The sequence below is a fragment of the Baaleninema sp. genome (genome assembly GCF_049974805.1).
Classification (GTDB): Bacteria; Cyanobacteriota; Cyanobacteriia; order Cyanobacteriales; family Geitlerinemataceae; genus Baaleninema.
This window is the reverse complement of the sequence record NZ_JBNGCO010000003.1, coordinates 16,421-33,641: the sequence shown is the minus strand read 5'-3', so window position 1 is coordinate 33,641 and position 17,221 is coordinate 16,421. Positions and strand designations below refer to the sequence as shown.

16 protein-coding genes are annotated in these 17,221 nt (G+C 52.9%); 11 read left to right on the top strand and 5 right to left on the bottom strand.

Features of this window, described 5'->3' with window-relative positions; translation table 11 throughout:
- Positions 1–93: 93 nt before the first annotated feature.
- On the bottom strand, positions 94–807 hold the full coding sequence (locus tag ACP5D4_RS01150; protein ID WP_428009779.1) for a peptidoglycan-binding domain-containing protein: 714 nt from the start codon (positions 805–807) through the stop codon (positions 94–96).
- Positions 808–1,376: 569 nt separating this feature from the next.
- Positions 1,377–2,492, bottom strand: coding sequence for a YdcF family protein (locus ACP5D4_RS01145; RefSeq protein ID WP_428009778.1), 1,116 nt, complete (start codon positions 2,490–2,492; stop codon positions 1,377–1,379).
- A gap of 441 nt (positions 2,493–2,933) precedes the next feature.
- On the opposite strand from ACP5D4_RS01145, the gene ACP5D4_RS01140 reads away from it, so the two are divergent.
- The 8 genes from ACP5D4_RS01140 to ACP5D4_RS01105 all read left to right on the top strand — a co-directional run bounded on the left by ACP5D4_RS01140 (position 2,934) and on the right by ACP5D4_RS01105 (position 10,879).
- The gene (locus tag ACP5D4_RS01140) at positions 2,934–3,692 is read left to right on the top strand and encodes a pentapeptide repeat-containing protein (RefSeq protein ID WP_428009777.1); all 759 of its coding nucleotides are present in this window, start codon (positions 2,934–2,936) and stop codon (positions 3,690–3,692) included.
- 135 nt (positions 3,693–3,827) lie between these two features.
- On the top strand, positions 3,828–5,426 hold the full coding sequence (locus ACP5D4_RS01135; RefSeq protein ID WP_428009776.1) for a protein kinase domain-containing protein: 1,599 nt from the start codon (positions 3,828–3,830) through the stop codon (positions 5,424–5,426).
- Between the two features lie 164 nt (positions 5,427–5,590).
- The gene (locus ACP5D4_RS01130) at positions 5,591–6,379 is read left to right on the top strand and encodes an SAM hydrolase/SAM-dependent halogenase family protein (RefSeq protein WP_428009775.1); all 789 of its coding nucleotides are present in this window, start codon (positions 5,591–5,593) and stop codon (positions 6,377–6,379) included.
- A gap of 10 nt (positions 6,380–6,389) precedes the next feature.
- Positions 6,390–6,992: a dephospho-CoA kinase gene (gene coaE / locus ACP5D4_RS01125; protein WP_428009774.1), complete on the top strand. Its 603-nt coding sequence runs from the start codon at positions 6,390–6,392 to the stop codon at positions 6,990–6,992.
- 36 nt (positions 6,993–7,028) lie between these two features.
- Positions 7,029–7,583 carry a tetratricopeptide repeat protein gene (locus tag ACP5D4_RS01120; RefSeq protein WP_428009773.1) on the top strand — a complete coding sequence of 185 codons (555 nt, stop codon included), beginning with the start codon at positions 7,029–7,031 and terminating at the stop codon, positions 7,581–7,583.
- A 1,170-nt stretch (positions 7,584–8,753) separates the two neighbouring features.
- Entirely contained in the window at positions 8,754–9,113 is a 360-nt protein-coding gene (locus ACP5D4_RS01115; RefSeq protein WP_428009772.1) for a NifB/NifX family molybdenum-iron cluster-binding protein, read from the top strand.
- 23 nt (positions 9,114–9,136) lie between these two features.
- Complete coding sequence (locus ACP5D4_RS01110) at positions 9,137–10,006, top strand: ATP-binding protein (protein WP_428009771.1); 870 nt, start codon at positions 9,137–9,139, stop codon at positions 10,004–10,006.
- A 9-nt stretch (positions 10,007–10,015) separates the two neighbouring features.
- Positions 10,016–10,879, top strand: a complete 864-nt coding sequence (locus tag ACP5D4_RS01105; RefSeq protein WP_428009770.1) for an ATP-binding protein — start codon at positions 10,016–10,018, stop codon at positions 10,877–10,879.
- A gap of 105 nt (positions 10,880–10,984) precedes the next feature.
- Here the strand turns inward: ACP5D4_RS01105 and ACP5D4_RS01100 are convergent, their stop codons facing one another.
- On the bottom strand, positions 10,985–12,232 hold the full coding sequence (locus ACP5D4_RS01100; protein ID WP_428009769.1) for an RNA-guided endonuclease InsQ/TnpB family protein: 1,248 nt from the start codon (positions 12,230–12,232) through the stop codon (positions 10,985–10,987).
- 221 nt (positions 12,233–12,453) lie between these two features.
- Here ACP5D4_RS01100 and ACP5D4_RS01095 point away from each other — a divergent pair, with 221 nt between their 5' ends.
- Both ACP5D4_RS01095 and ACP5D4_RS01090 read left to right on the top strand, forming a co-directional pair.
- A complete protein-coding gene (locus ACP5D4_RS01095) occupies positions 12,454–14,064 on the top strand; it encodes a glycoside hydrolase family 3 N-terminal domain-containing protein (protein ID WP_428009768.1) in 1,611 nt (536 codons plus the stop codon).
- A gap of 373 nt (positions 14,065–14,437) precedes the next feature.
- A complete protein-coding gene (locus tag ACP5D4_RS01090) occupies positions 14,438–14,665 on the top strand; it encodes a DUF4327 family protein (RefSeq protein WP_428009767.1) in 228 nt (75 codons plus the stop codon).
- A gap of 171 nt (positions 14,666–14,836) precedes the next feature.
- On the opposite strand, the gene ACP5D4_RS01085 is transcribed toward ACP5D4_RS01090, so the two are convergent.
- Together ACP5D4_RS01085 and ACP5D4_RS01080 are read right to left on the bottom strand one after the other, a co-directional pair.
- Positions 14,837–15,214 carry a hypothetical protein gene (locus tag ACP5D4_RS01085; protein ID WP_428009766.1) on the bottom strand — a complete coding sequence of 126 codons (378 nt, stop codon included), beginning with the start codon at positions 15,212–15,214 and terminating at the stop codon, positions 14,837–14,839.
- Between the two features lie 151 nt (positions 15,215–15,365).
- Positions 15,366–16,604 (bottom strand): FIST signal transduction protein, encoded by a 1,239-nt coding sequence (locus ACP5D4_RS01080; protein WP_428009765.1) that lies wholly within the window; start codon positions 16,602–16,604, stop codon positions 15,366–15,368.
- Positions 16,605–16,894: 290 nt separating this feature from the next.
- Between ACP5D4_RS01080 and ACP5D4_RS01075 the strand changes: the two genes are divergently transcribed.
- Positions 16,895–17,116 (top strand): Calvin cycle protein CP12, encoded by a 222-nt coding sequence (locus ACP5D4_RS01075; protein ID WP_428009764.1) that lies wholly within the window; start codon positions 16,895–16,897, stop codon positions 17,114–17,116.
- Positions 17,117–17,221 lie beyond the last annotated feature (105 nt).

Below are 17,221 nucleotides of genomic sequence, written 5' to 3'. Positions count from 1 at the left end.
GAAACGCGGTACTCGTCGAGATATCCGGCGTTCCAACGGGGTTGAATCGAGAGCCTTCGTTCTAGCCGATTCGACCGGCGAATCGCGATCGAACTAGACGTTCGCCCACATTTCGCTGAGTTTGTTCAGAACCGGCGTCGGATTCCAGGGTTCGACTTCCAAACCCAGTTGTTTTTGAGCTTCCACGACGCCAGCCATGGTTCCCACACCATAAATTCCATCGATGGGACCGGTGTAATAGTACGGTTCTTGAGCTAAGTATTCTTGTAGGCGAACCGTTTCTTCGTAGGTCAACCCCGTATCGGGATAGGATACGGGTTGAGTGTGGCTGGGTTCGGGATGCCAAGCGTAGCCGAACAGGGCTGCATCGGTATTTGGACCGACGACGCCATCGACTGCTAAGCCGTAGTCATATTGGAAATCCTTCACCGCTTGAATGGTGATCGGACCGTAATATCCCGTGGAATTCACGCCGTAGGGGAAATATCCCAAGGCTTTCAGACGGTTTTGAATGTCCACGACGTAGTAGTAGTCATATCCGGAGACATGCGCGACTGGTTCGGAGTAGCAGGGATCGTAGCAGGGATCGTAACAGGGATCGTAGGAATAATCGCAGTATTCGTACTCGTAGTAATAGGTTTCGGTGTAACAACCGTAAGAGGCTTCGGCTTTCGGTTGGGGGGCAGCGACTAACGCTAACGCTAAGGCAACGGGGGCAGCTGCTACGAGGCTGGGTTTGAAAACAACGGTGGGCGTCGTTTCCGATTCGTATGCTAAGTGCAGTTGAGTGTAGGCCAGGGTATCCATAAACTCACCTTAAATCGGTTTTCAGAGCGTCGTGCTTTTTTTCCAACCATAACCTAAGAAAACTGGTCGCGGGCAGTTTTTTGCAATTTTGTTAGTATTTCTCAACTCAAGCTGTTTTTTTCTCGGTCTGATGCGGCTAAACAGCCAAAATCTCATCAGAAAATCGCTCCCTTCATCTGAAAGAGTCGATCGGGGAGTACGAGGGGAGGGTTAGGAGTGAGCTGCGATCGAGACAGTCTTGTAAATCAGAGCGCAAGCTGGATTGCGACACTCCAACCGATTGATTTTCGATGGCTTTAACGATGGGTCGTGGGAATCGGCAATACCGCTTAGCCTGGGTTGCGGTAAAACCGATACTCGTTCTGAGATCGATCCAGCGATGTAGCTTGAGGATTTCGACCTCGCCTTTCACAATCGCTTCCAAACTTCACGTTTGAAACGGCGATCGAACTGCGAGGTGAGGCCCTAGAAGGCGATCGCTCGAACGAGGTTGGGTCGGTCGATGGCTCGACGAACTTATCCAGCGTTACGGTTCTTTCCCCCTATCTTACCGCCAACTTTCGGTAATTTCACCGAAGATCGGTGTTAATTTTTGTGAATTGTCCGGAAGGTTCTTTTGGGGCAATTTTCAGCTCGAATTCGACGAAGGGAGCTGTTTTCAATCCGTTTTCGCGACATTGCAAACAGACGAATTCGGCCGGAGCCAACCAACCCCGTAAAAAGTAATAGAGGGTGGTAAGATATTCGTTCGCTAATTGGGTAGAGAGGGTCAAGCCTCTGGCGCTGGGAACGACCGAGGCCAAGGTCACATCGAGGCGGTCGGGGTTAGACGGCTCGAAGGTGACGAAATCCCCCGGTCGGGGTATAACTTCGATATCTTCTGCGGCAAAGGCGGTAATGGCACGATAGAGAGACAAGGCTGAGGTAACGACGAACAGGCGCGGTTCGAAATTGTTGTCTTCAATCAGTTGCGAGACAGCTAAAACGCTTTGACGCAAGTTTTGAGCGGTGTCTTCGACAATCAAACGGTCTTGGGGAAGGCCGAACCGTTGAACCAACAGATCGCGCACGACTTCCGCTTCGCTGGTTTCGTCTTCTTGGACTTCTCGAGGAAAGTCGTAGCGTTGTCCGGCGCTGATAATCACCCGACTGGCGCCACTGTTGTTATACAGTTGAGCGGTATAGGCGATGAGATTTCCGTTGCCGCTGAGTTGAATTTGTTGGCGATCGAGGACTTGCGGCTCGACGGTTTGTTGGGCGATGAGAACGATCGTATCGGCCGTGTCTCCTTCCGTAGTTTCGAGGAGTTGTACGGCGTTGCGTTCGATGGATTTTTGATAGATAACTTCGGAAACCACGGGGGTACTCAACAACCAAAACAGGGCAAAGGCAGCATAAATTTGATTGCGAGCGGTGCTGGAAATGGCTGCTCCTTTAATCCCTTTGAGGGACTGGGCGAGCAAAAGCCAAATCAAGCCGACGGGTTGAAACGGCAGCGATAAAATCGACCAAGCAATGGTGGCGGTGCGATCGCTGGGATCGAACCACACTAACACGATAAAAATCGTCACAGCCAAGGAGCCTAAAAAGGTAAAGTACGCCTTTGGGACGATTTTTAAGAAAACGTAAAAAGCTATGACGAGAACGAGCAGCCAGAGCAAGACTCGCGTGAGAACTAAAAACATCTCGCTCTCGAATCTCCAATCGAAATAGGTTCAACGGCGCTCGACCCTAGGGAAAATACTGAAGTTTAAGGGTCGGGTCGTCGATCGCGCTCGAACTTCACTAGAATAGCAGATAGACACGCCGCGATCGTCGGTTGCCATGGGTGCATTTCTAACGAAGGCCAACATATCCACTTCGAGAAACCCGGTATTTGGAAAATCCTCCGTTTCGGGTATCCCCTGTCTTAGAGATACCGGGTTTCTGGCGATTTGCCGATTTGAGATGCACCTGTTGGAATCTTCGGTTGCGGTTGAGAGTCAACACTGAAGGAATTGTGAATTTAAATTGCGTCTTTTGACTTATTGTTTCAATTTCAAGAAGTTTTTTAGATCTACGATCGAAATTCGCTAAAATTTCCAACTTGGGATGGAAAGTTTTTCCCGATTGCTGGGATCTAGCCGATGAAAGTCAGTAACCTCCTCAGAAGCTACGAAGCAGGAACTACTCGTTTTGACGGTGTAGACCTACAAGGCGCCGATTTACACCACGTGACCTTAATTGCCGTTGATTTTACAGATGCCAATCTCATCGGCGTCGATTTGGGGCGATCGTTTTTAACGAAAGCGACCCTCAACGGCGCTCGCCTGAACTGGGCCGATTTGAGTTACGCCAAACTCAGCGACAGCCGATTAGTGAAAACCGACCTCACCAAAGCGAACCTGCGGGGCGCGTTCGCGGTCAAGGCCAATTTAACTCAGGCTTGGCTGAGCGGCGCCAACCTGGAAGGGGCGAACCTGCGGGGGGCGAACCTGGAAGGGGCGAACCTGCGGGGGGCGAACCTGGCAGGGGTCAACCTACGCGGTGCCAATCTGGAAGGGGCGGATTTCCGTTGGGCGAACTTGAGCGGTGCGCGGTTGAGCGGTGCGATTTTAGACGAGGCGCGGTTCGCGGGGGCGAAGTTACACGGGGCCTACCTCAACGGCGTCAACTGGGAAGGGGTCGAACTGTCTGGGGTCGATCTCAGTGCGGCCAAGCTCAACGGTGCGAATCTCAAGGATGCCGATCTTTCTGCGGCCAACCTCAGCGATGCGATTTTGCAAGGGGTCAAACTCCTCGGGGCGAACTTGCACGGGGCGAACTTGACGGGAACTCGGTTTGATCGATCGGAGTTTTGGCCGGCGGCCGCGTTCGAGGTGGAGGAGTTGCTACAAACTTCTTGAGAGGGGTCGTTGGATTTCTCCGAGACGAAGAACGCGATCGTACATAATGATTAAGAGAGGCGGGGGTTCACTGTGGGTCAAAGGTCCCCGTCCGCATCGATCGCGTTCCGAACACCTCGAATTCCGACATCGTTCATGCGTTATTGCGTCAATCCCGCCTGTCCGAGTCCCGAAAATCCCGACTCTAACGAGCAGTGCCTCAGTTGCGGTTCTACCTTACTGCTAAACGGGCGCTATTGTGCTATCAAAGTCCTCGGACAAGGTGGATTCGGCGCTACGTTCGCCGCGCGTAACGTCGCGCTTCCGGGTAATCCCATTTGCGCCATCAAACAACTGCGAGTGGCCTCGAACAATCCCAACGCCATCGAACGGGCTCGGCTGCTGTTCGAGCGGGAAGCCACGACTCTGGGAAAAATTGGCAACCACCCGCAAGTCCCGACGCTCCTCGACTATTTCGAGTTAGACGGACAGTTTTATCTGGTTCAAGAGTACGTCAAGGGCATGACCCTCAAACAGGAGGTCAAGCGCTTCGGCTGTTTCGACGAGTTTCAAGTGCGGGCGGTTCTCGATGAGGTTCTCGTACTGCTGAAATACTTCCAGTCGCAAACGGTCATTCACCGAGACATCAAACCCGCCAACATCATTCGCCGCAGCCTCGACAATCGCCTCGTCGCCATCGATTTCGGGGCGGTGAAAGACGAGGTAAGCCACACGGCTATCCTCGACCCGGACGACCCCACCCCTAACACCTCTTTCGCCATCGGAACGCCGGGATTCGCGCCTCCGGAACAGATGGCCATGCACCCGGTCTACGCCAGTGATATTTACGCTCTCGCGGCCACTTGTTTGTATTTGCTGACGGGGAAATCGCCCCGCCGTTTGGGGTACGATCCTCTAACCGGAAGTATTTGTTGGCGCGATCGCGTCCAGGTCAGCGACAATCTGGCTTACGTTTTGGACAAAATGCTGCAACCGGTGTTGGCGCAACGCTACCAAAGTGCCGAGGAAGTGTTGGCGGATTTACACTACCAACCCATCGCCGAGGAAACGGTTGAGGTGGCGCCTCAAACCACGGCAACGCCTACGCCGACTGTAGAACCCGTGGAGGAGGTGACGCAACAACCGCCGGAGAAACAGGAGACCACCTACTTCGGGTCGACCGAACCCCTCGACGCCACTAACCTCACTGATACTCGCTTGCATCGCTCGAAGCGCAGGTCTTTTCGCAGTCGTATGGGCGATCGCACTACGGCGTCTTCGTCAAACCGCTCTCAGGGAAGCAGCCGTCGGTCTCAAGGGGGAAAACTCACCGCCGAAGAACTCAAAACGGATTATTTTAAGGGACGCCGCGATTTTGCCAATCGCAATTTAAGCGGGGCGGACTTGCAACGGTTCAATTTGGAAGGGGCGAATTTTAATGAAAGTAAGTTGGTGAAAACGAATCTGCGCGGGGCGAACCTCCACAAAGCGGATCTCAGTCAGACGGGGATGAACCATGCGGTTCTCCGCGATGCGGACCTCAGCGATGCGTTTATGAGTTATTGCAATCTGGCCGGGGCGGATTTGCGGGGCGCCGACCTCACGAATGCTTATTTAACCTATGCCAACCTCACGGGGGCGAACCTCTGCGGGGCGAACCTCACCAACGCTAAGGTGACTCAGGAACAACTGGCCTCGGCGAAAACGAACTGGCGCACCATCTTACCGGATGGGAAACGCGGTTTGTTTTCTTGAGAGGTTCCGTTGATGGGGGGTTTTGTCGCCGAGAAGGGTCTGAGATACTCTGTAGCGGCGTTGTCGGTAAGGACGCGACGAGGCAGTTGGGTGGCGAAGAACTGTAATAGCGTTAACGTTTTAATGGATACGCGAACATTTCGGAGATCGATCGAAGAAGTCTTATGTTTTCTAGACGACATTTAACTCTGTTAACGGATTTTGGGTTGCGCGACGGTTATGTGGGTATTCTCAAAGGCGTCATCGCCAAGGTCGATCCCACGGTGTCCGCGATCGATATTTCTCACGATATTACGCCCCAAGACGTGGCGGCCGCCCGCTTTTGTTTGGCCAATGCTTACCCCTATTTTCCCAAGGATACGGTTCACGTGGCGGTTGTCGATCCGGGGGTGGGAACTCCCAGACGAGGGATCGCCGTGCAGTTGGAAGACGGCTATCTCGTCGGACCCGACAATGGTATTTTCGACGGCGTGTTGAGTCGCCATCGGGTGGTGTCGGTGGTGGAACTGACGGAACGGAAGTATTGGCGCACCGATCGCCCCAGTCGCACGTTTCACGCCCGAGATATTTTTGCCCCGGTGGGGGCCCACATCGCGACGGGGGTTCGGGTCGATCGCTTGGGGACTCCCATCGATCCTGAAAGTTTGGTGCGGTTGCCGATTGGGGAAGCGAAGAAGATGGAGGGCAAAATCGAGGGATGCGTGCAGTATTGCGATCGCTTTGGCAATTTGATTACCAACATTCCGGCTCAATGGGTTGATGGTAAAAGTTGGCAGGTGGAAATCGGCGGACAGAAAATTCCCCAGGGGGAAACTTACAGTGACGCGAAGGCGGAAGGAACGGTGGCGTTAGTGGGCAGTCACGGTTGGGTCGAAATCGGCGCCGATCGCGCGAGTGCCAGCGATCGCTTGAACGTGAAGTTCGGCGATACGATTGCCATTATTTACGAATAGTTGGGATTTGATGAGCCAGCAGCACGTAATTGGTTTGACGGGGGGTATCGCGACGGGGAAAAGTACTGTGGCGGCGTTTTTACAGGAGACTTACGGTTGGCCGGTTCTGGATGCGGACGTTTGTGCGCGGGAGGCGGTGATGCCGGGGTCTCCGGTGTTGGAGGCGATCGCCTCTCGCTACGGATCGGAGATTTTACAAGAGGACGGTACTCTCGATCGATCTCGGTTGGCAGACGTGATTTTTAAGGACGTGGCGGAGCGAAAATGGCTCGAGGGTCAAATTCACCCGTTCGTTCGCCAGCGGTTTGTGGAGGGGATCGATCGCCACGACGAGACGGTGGTGTTGGTGGTGCCGCTGTTGTTTGAAGCTAAGATGACGGATTTGGTGACGGAGATTTGGGTGGTGGCCTGTTCGCCGGAGGAACAACTGAGGCGGTTGAGGCAGCGAAACGGTTACAGTGAAGAGGAGGCGCGATCGCGTATTGAGGCGCAACTGCCTTTAGACCGCAAGTGTCAGCAGGCGGATCTCGTTCTCGATAATTCGGGCGATCGACGGGTTTGGCAACGGCAGATCGATCGATGGGTTCGGGAACGTCCGAACGGTTCGCCGTAATTTTTTCGGTGTGTGTGAGTTCACGACTTTAACGAGATGATGAGACGAATCGGATGGTACGCGATGGCGGGATCGATCGTTTTTGGTATTGGTGTCGAGGCAGCGGTCGCGAAGGCGCAGTGCGAAAATCCGCCCACGGTGGCAACAGCGGGGACGAGTTCCCTCAGCCGACGGCGATCGCCTCGAGAGTTAGTGGCTGAAGGGGAACGGTTGGTGATGCGCGGTGAGGTGCGCCAAGCGGTGGCGCTCTACGAGGAAGCTCAAACCCTCCACACCTTTTTCACTATCGGGGCGCAGTCGTGGAACGTTCTGTGTTGGTACGGCAGTCTCTGGGGCGAGGCGGAGGCGGTTCTCGACGCCTGCGAACGGGCAGTCCAACTCGACCCGGATAATGTTGAAATTCGCGACAGTCGGGGGTTGGCGCGGGCGTTGGTGGGCGATACGCAAGGGGCGATCGAGGATTTTCAAGCTTTTGTAGAGGCCACGGAGAACGAACCGCGACGCTTTCAACGGCAAAATTGGATCGAGATGTTGGAAGCTGGGGAAAATCCCTTTACCCCCGAGGTTTTGCGGATGTTGTTTATTGATTGATGGCTGTTTGAGGGGGCGGACTCGATGGGTCTCGATTGGGGTGACTCACGGGGTTGACTAAAAAATCAATATAGTTGACAAACCTCCATTATCTAAAAATAATATTTTCATTTTCTGTCTTTTATCGCTCCTTGTCAACCCCCGATCCCAGATTTTTCGCGATGTTGACTAAAAAATCAATATAGTTGACAAACTTCAATTATCTAAAAATACATTTTTATAATCCCCGAGTTTCCTGCCTTTGTCAAGCCTCTGGCTGGCTGAAAATCGGTTCGTTTTATTGAATAAAAAAACAATAAGCACAAAAACGGGAAACTCGTCAAAGAGTTTCCCGTGTGACACAGGACATCTAACCTGTGGAAAACTTAATTTCAAGTTAATTTCAAGCTCGCTGGACTTGGGGATCTAAAACGGTCGTAACGGTTAAATAAGAACGCTTAGGTTCGATCGGGTTGGATGTAATTGACACTCCCACGAATAGAATTCGTGGGATTCTTGGCTCAACGATCTGGCTTACACATTTGCCTCGGAAGTCAAATGCCCAGAGGCCAATATCTCCCCAAGCGTTCGCATCCTCCCAACCCCCCTTTGAAAGGGGGGCGAAGGGGGGATGCCTGTTTCGGTATGCCCTACCGTACAGTGGAGTGCCAAAAATTTGAGTCTCCGTGCTTGACGCTTGAAGTTTTTACCCACACGAGCTATTTTCCGCGCGGAACCGCCAAACTTCAGTTTTCAAGGTTCTCACTTTTCGGTGCCAGGTTTTTTGTGAGGTTAGCTACCTGTACCTCAATCCGGATTTTAGCATCGAAGCTTAAAAGCTTCAACGCGTTCGTCCCACGCTTAAAAGACGTGGGCTTTGCTCCCTCTTCTGTAAGTAAGGTTTGGAGGTGTCATCTGTTAGCATACTCGGTTTTTCCAGCAACGCTTATCCGATTTGCGCAACTTTTTGGGCGGTGGCGCAAAAATCCGTGAAACTACGTAAGCATTAATACTTCTTAAGTCCTTCAGGGTTTCGATCGACTCCCCGCCAATCTCGATGACTGTCGAGTTTTCCGCTTTTTCCTGTCAGGGATAGAGACGGCTCGTGCTTTAACTTTTATTTTATTGACATTTATTATAAATAACTTTATAGTGATTAAACACAATAACGAGTAATAATTGTAAATAGCCATGAAAATCGCCGTTCCCGTCGCCAGTCAAGACGGACTCAACGCCTCTATGGGTGATAGTTTCGGTCGTTCTACTTACTTCGCCCTGGTGGAACTGGACGACAAAAGCGTGAAATTTATTGAGAATCCTGCTCGACAAGAAGGCAGCGGTGCCGGAATCAAAGCGGTGCAAACCATCGCCGATGCAGGGGTCGAGGCGGTGGTCGTCCCGCGTTTGGGACCGAAAGCCATTCAAGCGTTAAAAGATGCGGGAATTACCGCCTTTGAATTTACGGGGGAGAGACTCGAAGGGGCGATCGAGGCCTTTCAAGCTGGAGAACTGAGCGAATTTTCCCCGGAAGGTTGCGGACATTCTCATTGACGAGGAGATAAGGAGAGGGAGAAATGATAAAAATTGCGGTACTGAGTGGTAAAGGCGGGGCGGGTAAAACCACTGTCGCGACGAATTTCGCCCTCTCCTTGTCTGGTGTAGGACGGGGAGTGCAACTGTTCGACGCGGATGTGGAAGAACCGAACGCCCGTCTGTTTTTACATCCGAATTTTGGCGATCGCTCTGAACCGGTTCGCCGTCGGATTCCGGTGGTGGACGCGGAAAAATGCACGCTCTGTCAAACCTGCGTGGAGTTTTGCCAGTTCAACGCTTTGGCGAAATTGGGTAGCCGTATTGTCGTTTACCCGGAAGCCTGTCACAGTTGCGGCGGTTGCAAGCAGGTTTGTACGGCGAACGCGATTTCTGAGAGCGATCGCGATGTGGGCTTGTTGCAGTGGGACGCCGACGTTTCGGGGATCGAGTTTTGGCAAGGAGAACTGTTCGTGGGGGAAGAATCCGCCGTTCCGGTGATTCGGGCCTTAATGCAGCATATCGACGATCGCAAAATCGCCATTCTCGACGCGCCCCCCGGAACCGCTTGTCCGGCGGTGGAAGTAGCCGAGAGCAGCGATTTTTGTCTGTTGGTGGCGGAACCGACGCCTTTCGGCTTGCACGATTTGCAGATGACGGTAGAGACGATCGCCATGTTGAACAAACCCTGGGGACTCGTCATCAACCGTTCGGAGGGGGAGGCGGACAAGCCCCTGGAAGCCTACGCTCGAGAACAGGAGATTCCGATTTTACTGAAAATTCCGTTCGATCGCGGCTTCGCCGAACTCTATTCTCGCGGGATTCCCTTTGTCGATCGCTATCCGAGTTGGAAACCGCGTTTTCGAGAACTGTGGAACCGCATTCGATCGCCGCACCCAGTCAAAGTGTCTTAAAAAAGTCCCATGAAAGAAGTCGTCGTCATCAGCGGAAAAGGCGGAACTGGGAAAACCACCGTTACCGCCAACCTCGCCGCCCTCGCGGAAAACTTTGTCCTCGCCGATTGCGACGTGGACGCTCCCAACTTGCATATTCTTTTGAAACCGCAAATTCTGGAAGAGGAGCCGTTTTACGGGGGAAAAGTGGCGGTTCGCCAGATCGATCGCTGCATTAACTGCGGTTTGTGTCGGGTGTTATGCGAGTTCGAAGCCATCGCCAAAGACGGATCGATCGATCCCATCAAATGTGAAGGGTGCAATCTCTGCGTGGTGAAATGTCCCATGGGGGCGTTGAACCTGGTTCCCCAACAGAGCGGAACCCTCTATTTTTCGGAAACTGAAGTCGCCCCGATGGTTCACGCGAGATTGAAAGCGGGGGGCGAAAACTCTGGTAAATTGGTCACGCAAGTCAAGCGCGTGGCGGCACAGGTGGCGAAGGAGTACGGTAGTCAGTGGGCGATCGTCGACGGTTCGCCGGGAATTGGCTGTCCCACCATCGCCTCGATACGGGGGGCGGACGCGGTGTTAATCGTCACCGAACCGACTGTCTCGGGATTGGCGGATTTGAAACGGGTGGTGCAACTCGTCGAACAGTTCCGCACGCGGGCGTTTGTGGTTATCAACAAATTCGACCTCAATTTAGAGATGACTGAAGAAATCGAAGCCTTTTGTGGCGATCGCAATATTGCGGTTCTGGGGCGGCTTCCTCTCAGTTCAGTGGTGGTAGACACTTTGCGACGGGGGGAACTGCTGGTGCGTCAGGTGTCGCCGAACCCGGTCGGCGAGGGGTTGAAACAGGTTTGGACTCAGTTAAAAGCGGCGCTGAGTTGAGGTTGGGTGTTGAGAGTCCAAATGGAAGGGGGTCGGTTCGTCTGAATTCGTTCGATCTGAATTCGTTTTATCTGAATTCATTGTGACATCCTCCCGACGCTCACCCTAACGGGTAGAGCGCAGGCTTCCCTTCCTCGCGGTTGGGTTTTCCTGCTTCATCGGGGTTCCCAAGCAACCTTCCTCCACAGGCAGTATCACCGACTGTCCATCGGCTACAAGTACAAGACCTCGTTGCATGACCACTTGCGCGGCAGCAATATCTCGGTCAGTTGTATATCCACATTCATCGCAATGATGCACCCGTTCACTGAGTTCTTTTTTCCCAGTATGCGCCCCACACTGAGGGCAGGTCTGACTGGTTCCATTGGGGTCAACCTTAGCCAAGTAGACTCCACGTTTCCAGGCGACCCACTTGAGGATGTCCAGGAAACTTCCCCAAGCAGCATCAAGGCAATGTTTTGCCAACATCCCGCGACGGGTTGCTTTGAGGTTCAAATCCTCAGCAAAAATCATCCCAGCATTGTCACAAAGTTTGTGAGCGGTCAGAAAGTGGAACTCGCGGCGAACATTGTAGATATGCTCATGCAGTTTGCGAATCTTGGTTTGAATCTTCCGGTAATTAGCAGAACCTTTTTTCTTGTTTCTCAATTTGCGTTGCAGCCATCGAAGCTTGCTTTGCAAATCCACGAAAAAGCGAGGGCGTTCTACCAGTTCTCCGGTCGATACAGACAAGAACTTCTCCAGTCCCAAGTCAATGCCGATGGGTTCACCATGAGGCATGACATCAGGGACGGAAAGATCGGCTTGCAGAATCAGTTGTGCGTACCATCCAGACGGCTTGAACACGACCCGAACTTGCTTAACCTCAAATCCCTCTGGAATCGGTCGATGCAGGTTGATGGACACAGATCCAACCTTCGGCAGCTTTATCTCAAACCCATTGACTGGATTCGACTTGAACTGCGGAAATACAAAAGAGCGGTACTGACCGAACTTTTTGAATCGTGGAAATCCAAACCCTCTCTCTTGCATGAACTTGAACGACTTATCCAATCGCTTCAGAGCATCTTGCAAGACTTGAGAATGAACCGTTTTGAGTTCCGGAATCCTCTTTTTCGCTTCAGTCAGCGCCTTCTGTTGTTTGTAGTAGTCGGGATAGGGCGCGTCAGCAGGGATGATGTATTCTTGTCTGATGCTGCAAGCATTGACCGGACATTTACGCGAATCGATCCAGTCCCTTCTCTCTGCCAAAGCGTAGTTATACACGCGACGGCATTGCTCTAGCCAGTCAAGCATTTGCGCTTCCTGGTCAAGTCCTGGATAGATTCGGTAGCTGTAGGTCAAGTTCAACATACTCATAATATTCTAACAGATTTACGCCCTCTGTTAGAACCGATAGTAGTGTGTCGATTTTCGGGGCATCGAACCCCTCAATCGACGCGGGGAGTCCATGTATCCCGAGGCTGACCTTTCAGGTACAGCGCGGGACTTATAGCTCCGGTGAACCCCTCAAAAGTTAAAATAACGGGCAACAGACTTCAGCGAGCGATCGCCGCCTTCGACACTTCTACTTCATGAGCGTTTTACCGCCTTTCCACACCCTCCCCCTCCAACAACAAATCGCCCAAATGTTCGTCGTTCGGGCGTCGGGACATTGGTTCGATTCGCAAATTCGCTATCCGGCGTGGGAACCGCCCCGCCAAACGCTACAGCGGTGGATTGGCGAACTCGGACTCGGCGGCGTGTTGCTGATCGATGGAAGTGCGGCGGAGTTGCGATTGAAAACGCAGCAGTTACAGGAGTGGGCGAAGGTTCCCCTGTTGTTGTGTGCGGATATTGAGGAAGGGGTGGGTCAGCGATTTGCGGGGGCGACTTGGTTTCCGCCGCCGATGGCGTTGTCGGACATCGCCCGTCGGGATTGGGATAAGGCTGTTGAATACGCCGAACGGATGGGGGCGATAACGGCCCGAGAAGCGATCGCTACGGGGTTGAATTGGATTCTCGCCCCGGTGGTGGATGTTAATAACAATGCTGACAATCCGGTGATTAACGTGCGATCGTTCGGCGAAACGCCGGAGGTGGTATCGGCGTTGGCGACGGCGTTTTTACGGGGAACGCAGCGGTTTCCGGTGTTGGCGACGGCGAAGCATTTTCCGGGTCACGGGGATACGAGCGTGGATTCTCACTATCATCTTCCCACGATTCCTCACGATCGCGATCGCCTCTCCCAGACCGAGTTACCCCCTTTTCAAGCCACTATCGAGGCGGGTGTCGATGCGGTGATGACGGCTCATTTGCGGGTTCCGGCGTGGGATGCGGACAATCCGGCTACGATGTCGAAACGGATTTTAACGGAACAGTTACGGGGAAATCTGGGGTTTGAGGGGTTAATCGTGACGGACGCTTTGGTGATGGGGGCGATCGCCAAACGTTACGATGCTAACGAAGCCCCGATTTTAGCCATTGAAGCCGGGGCTGATATTGTCTTGATGCCCAGCGATCCCGAAGGGGGAATTCAAGCGGTATGCGAGGCGGTCAAATCGGGACGGATTGCGATCGAGCGTATTCACCAATCCCTCGATCGCATTGGCAAGGCGAAAACGAAGGTCTTTTCTCAGTCCTCTTTTGAGACTTCGCCTCGAACGGATCTCGATCGCATCGCCACTTCAGACGCCCTCGACCTCACGCGATCGATTTTACGAGCATCCCGACGCCATTGCGGAAAACCCCTCTCTCCTGTCTCTTCTGGATACAACATCGTTATCGTAGACGATTGGTTGCGGTGTTCCTACCTCGGACATCATACTCCTGCGATCGCACTTCCCAAACAACAAGGGTTTAGCCCTTATTTCGTAGATCTCAACGGACCGCAACAGCCGCCGGAAACGGGAACCGGGCAGCCTACAATACTACAAGTTTTCGTGCGGGGAAATCCCTTTGGCAGCAGTGGGGCGATCGTGGAACTCGCCCAGAGCTGGCTTAATAAATTATTAAAAACTGGCGATCTCGTAGGGATTTCGATCTATGGTAGTCCTTATACTCAGGAGCAATTTATCCAACACCTACCGCCTTCGCTTCCCGTAGGGTTTTCCTTCGGGCAAATGCCTGAAGCTCAAGCGATCGCCCTCGAAGCTCTCTTTGGAAAAATCATTCTGGAGTGGTCTTCTCTCAAGCCCCTAGCCTAAGAGAAACAACAGCCCAACCATCGCTTTGCTCGTGCGATCGTCTGTTAACAAATTCGAGAGAGCGATTTGTCAAATTCACCAAATTACGCGGTTTCAGCCCCTAAACGGTCGCAAACTTTACGAAACTTCATCAAACTTGAGTATAATCGGGAAGTGACAGGGGTCAAAATCCGAACAAGTTCAGTATCATGGGTTACAAGCACGGACTCCAAGCTTTAGGCGATCGAAGTTTTCCTCGACCTTCATAAAGCTTGTAGCCTGTCAACTCCTGGCTGAGCGGGAAATAACGAGTTGCCCTGAGTCGCGATTCCATATCTGCTACCCAGTTTCATCTGTTCCTGACACTCGCCAGTTAAGAAAACGAGGGATTATTATGACTCTGACGACGACTGCCCGGTATACCATTGCTGTCATTAAAGACGAAGCCTCTCATCTCGTCCAGCAAGGTACAGTGAGCCGACAACAACCGATTTATACCCTCTGCCGTTATATTCCTGCCCGCGAATGGGCTTCCGTAGAAACGGAACTTGAAAATCACGACTTTTTACTTCGCGATCGCATCGGCGACCTGGTGGGTCCCGAAACTTGGGAAAACGACTAAGCGGTAGTTCCAACAGTTAACCTACCAAACAGTCGGTTAACAAGTGCGCCCAGTTTAGTTGTTGTTAATTTTATTAAACCAAGGAAGCGGGCAACAGGAAGTAACAAATGTTACGGTCTGTAATTTTTTCCCGCTTCTGTATCGTGCAGAAGTCTAGCCGACTGGCGGCGACTAGGCATCCTTTTCTCGAAGCTGTTCGAGTTCGCGGCGCAACATGGCCACTTGAGCCGTCAAATCTTGCAATTCCGCCTCAGTTCCCGTCGGTGCGGCAGTCGTTGGCGCGTCATAACTCGTCGAAGTCGAGGAGGTCGTCGTTCCCGAAGAGGTTTGACCCATCAGGCTATCGACAAAACTGCGAGCTTCCTGTTCGGTGACTTCACCTTTGGCGGCCAATTTCTCAACGAGAGCGTTCCAATCCTGTTGCTGGAAGGCTTGAAAGTTCTCCTCTCGTTTCTGGGGATCTTGCAAACTCTCGATCGCCGAACTGGCTGCGCCGATAGTTACGCGAAAACCAGTTTGTAGCGATTGCATCAACGTATCGGGATTCATAGGGTGTTTATCTCGGGTTGGTCTAGGATGTTGGGCTTGATAAGCCAAAGACTGGCTCGATCTTAACAAAATTAAATGTTTCTGCGCTCCGATTGGTTTGAAGGAGCCGGGGAGAGAGGGAGATGGGGAGACACTGCTCACGGTTCCCGGTTCACGGTTCCCGGTTTCCTGTCAAAGCGGGTCGTAAAATGCCGAACACGGAGGTATAGCCGTGGAGGAAGGTGCTTCCGCCGACGGGGCCGATTTCGCCGTTGCAGAAAAAGCCGCTGAGGGGAACGCCGTCGAGATAGCGGTGGAACAGGCGAGAATCGAAGTTCGGTTCGCCGTAGAGTCCTTCGCCCCGGCCGAGACAGGAAAACATTAACGCGCCGAAGGGACTGGCCGAAGTGGTGCTGTCGCGACCGTATTTTTGAAGCAGGGTTTCTAAATCTTCGGCGGAGGTTTTGGCGTCCCGTAGGTGGAACTGGACGCGCTGACCCGGACGCACGCGATCGCCGATGGCCACCGCCCCCGCTTGGGGATCGACGCCGATGAGGTTGCGAATGAGAAAGTCTCCCGGCTCGAGGGTTTGTTTGAATTCGTCGCTGACGACGCCGATAAATAGCGAATTTTGCGCCAGTTCGCGATCGGCTTCGCTCAGTTCGACGATGGAATCTCGCAAGACTTCTAGCGGCGGACGAGCTGAGTCTGTGGCGCCGAGTTCGTTGAGGGCCAAAATGATGTTTCGTTCCCCCTCGGCGATGCGATAGGGTTTCCCGATGGGACGACAGCCTTGGGCGACGATGGTATCGATGGCAATGTTACCCGAAAGCGCTACGCCGACGACGCCTTCTCGCACGGCGCGATCGTCGAAGAACAAGTTCGCCCCCCGCATCCCGGGACTGCTGGAAAGTCCTCCCACTTTCGGCGATGTGGGATAGGCGTAGTCGAGACCTTGCAGTAAATCGTTAATGCGCGACATAAAGGGATCGGCTAAAACGATAAACTGCGGGTTGTTTTCGGGAGATACGCCGACGGCTTCAATCCAACGTTGGGGAGGACTGTCGAGATCGGGAAGTTCGTCCGAGGGGAGGAAAAAGCTCTGTACCCGTACCTGCGGAAGTCGCATCAGGGTCAAACTCAGGGCGATGTCTCCCTCGATTTCTACGGTACTGCTGTTGGTGGACTCGCTCCCGACGACGCCACCGCCACCGCAACCGATGAGGTGGGGAATGTCTAGGCGTTGGCGTAGTAAGGGCATCAACCGGGGATATTCGCTGGCAAAGGCTGAGGAAATAAACACCAATCCCAAATCGGGCGGCCCGGATAATGCCTGTTGTGCGATCTCGCTGACTTCGTCCGCCGCTGCTTCGAGCGAGGGGCGTCTCGATAAAGCGTTAACCCACTCCATAGGTTCGTCCTTGCAATCGCTAGTGGTTGTCGCGTTGTTTGAGGAAACCTCGATCGCCCTCGATCGTCAGTCCCTTTTCGATCGACCCGTCGGCGAAGTGAAATCTTAAAAATATAGATCGGGATACGCCACGAGCGCGTCGGGTCTAGTAAGAGTAATGGTATAGAACCGTTCGTTCTCTAGCAACGATTGGCGAGTACGGGTAGGCGAACCGCCTCTTGAGGAAAGATTCCCTATACTGAAAAGGGTGAACAGACTGATTAAGACGTAGATCCATCCAATAGGAGACTATGAGCGACATTCAAAAACAAATCGAACAAGAACGCGAGGCGGCTCGGGCTGTCTGCGATACCAGTGGTGCCAGCTCTCAAGACTGTGCCGCAGCCTGGGATGCCGTCGAAGAATTGCAAGCGGAAGCGGCTCACCAAAAACAAAAACCGCAAAAAACCTCGTTTGATACCTACTGCGAGGACAACCCCGATGCGGCTGAATGCCGGTTGTACGACGATTAATCCGCTATAACCAACGATGATGGTACTTCAAGCGGCGAGGAGACTCCTCGCCGCTTGTTGTTTGAATTTGTTATCTTAGTTCTAGCTAGATTTATGTACGTTATT

Bases quoted from the DNA above. Each gene is read 5' to 3' on its own strand.
- ACP5D4_RS01150 (WP_428009779.1), bottom strand. From the start codon at position 807: ATGGATACCCTGGCCTACACTCAACTGCACTTAGCATACGAATCGGAA.
- ACP5D4_RS01145 (WP_428009778.1), bottom strand. From the start codon at position 2,492: ATGTTTTTAGTTCTCACGCGAGTCTTGCTCTGGCTGCTCGTTCTCGTC.
- ACP5D4_RS01140 (WP_428009777.1), top strand. From the start codon at position 2,934: ATGAAAGTCAGTAACCTCCTCAGAAGCTACGAAGCAGGAACTACTCGT.
- ACP5D4_RS01135 (WP_428009776.1), top strand. From the start codon at position 3,828: ATGCGTTATTGCGTCAATCCCGCCTGTCCGAGTCCCGAAAATCCCGAC.
- ACP5D4_RS01130 (WP_428009775.1), top strand. From the start codon at position 5,591: ATGTTTTCTAGACGACATTTAACTCTGTTAACGGATTTTGGGTTGCGC.
- coaE (WP_428009774.1), top strand. From the start codon at position 6,390: ATGAGCCAGCAGCACGTAATTGGTTTGACGGGGGGTATCGCGACGGGG.
- ACP5D4_RS01120 (WP_428009773.1), top strand. From the start codon at position 7,029: ATGATGAGACGAATCGGATGGTACGCGATGGCGGGATCGATCGTTTTT.
- ACP5D4_RS01115 (WP_428009772.1), top strand. From the start codon at position 8,754: ATGAAAATCGCCGTTCCCGTCGCCAGTCAAGACGGACTCAACGCCTCT.
- ACP5D4_RS01110 (WP_428009771.1), top strand. From the start codon at position 9,137: ATGATAAAAATTGCGGTACTGAGTGGTAAAGGCGGGGCGGGTAAAACC.
- ACP5D4_RS01105 (WP_428009770.1), top strand. From the start codon at position 10,016: ATGAAAGAAGTCGTCGTCATCAGCGGAAAAGGCGGAACTGGGAAAACC.
- ACP5D4_RS01100 (WP_428009769.1), bottom strand. From the start codon at position 12,232: ATGTTGAACTTGACCTACAGCTACCGAATCTATCCAGGACTTGACCAG.
- ACP5D4_RS01095 (WP_428009768.1), top strand. From the start codon at position 12,454: ATGAGCGTTTTACCGCCTTTCCACACCCTCCCCCTCCAACAACAAATC.
- ACP5D4_RS01090 (WP_428009767.1), top strand. From the start codon at position 14,438: ATGACTCTGACGACGACTGCCCGGTATACCATTGCTGTCATTAAAGAC.
- ACP5D4_RS01085 (WP_428009766.1), bottom strand. From the start codon at position 15,214: ATGAATCCCGATACGTTGATGCAATCGCTACAAACTGGTTTTCGCGTA.
- ACP5D4_RS01080 (WP_428009765.1), bottom strand. From the start codon at position 16,604: ATGGAGTGGGTTAACGCTTTATCGAGACGCCCCTCGCTCGAAGCAGCG.
- ACP5D4_RS01075 (WP_428009764.1), top strand. From the start codon at position 16,895: ATGAGCGACATTCAAAAACAAATCGAACAAGAACGCGAGGCGGCTCGG.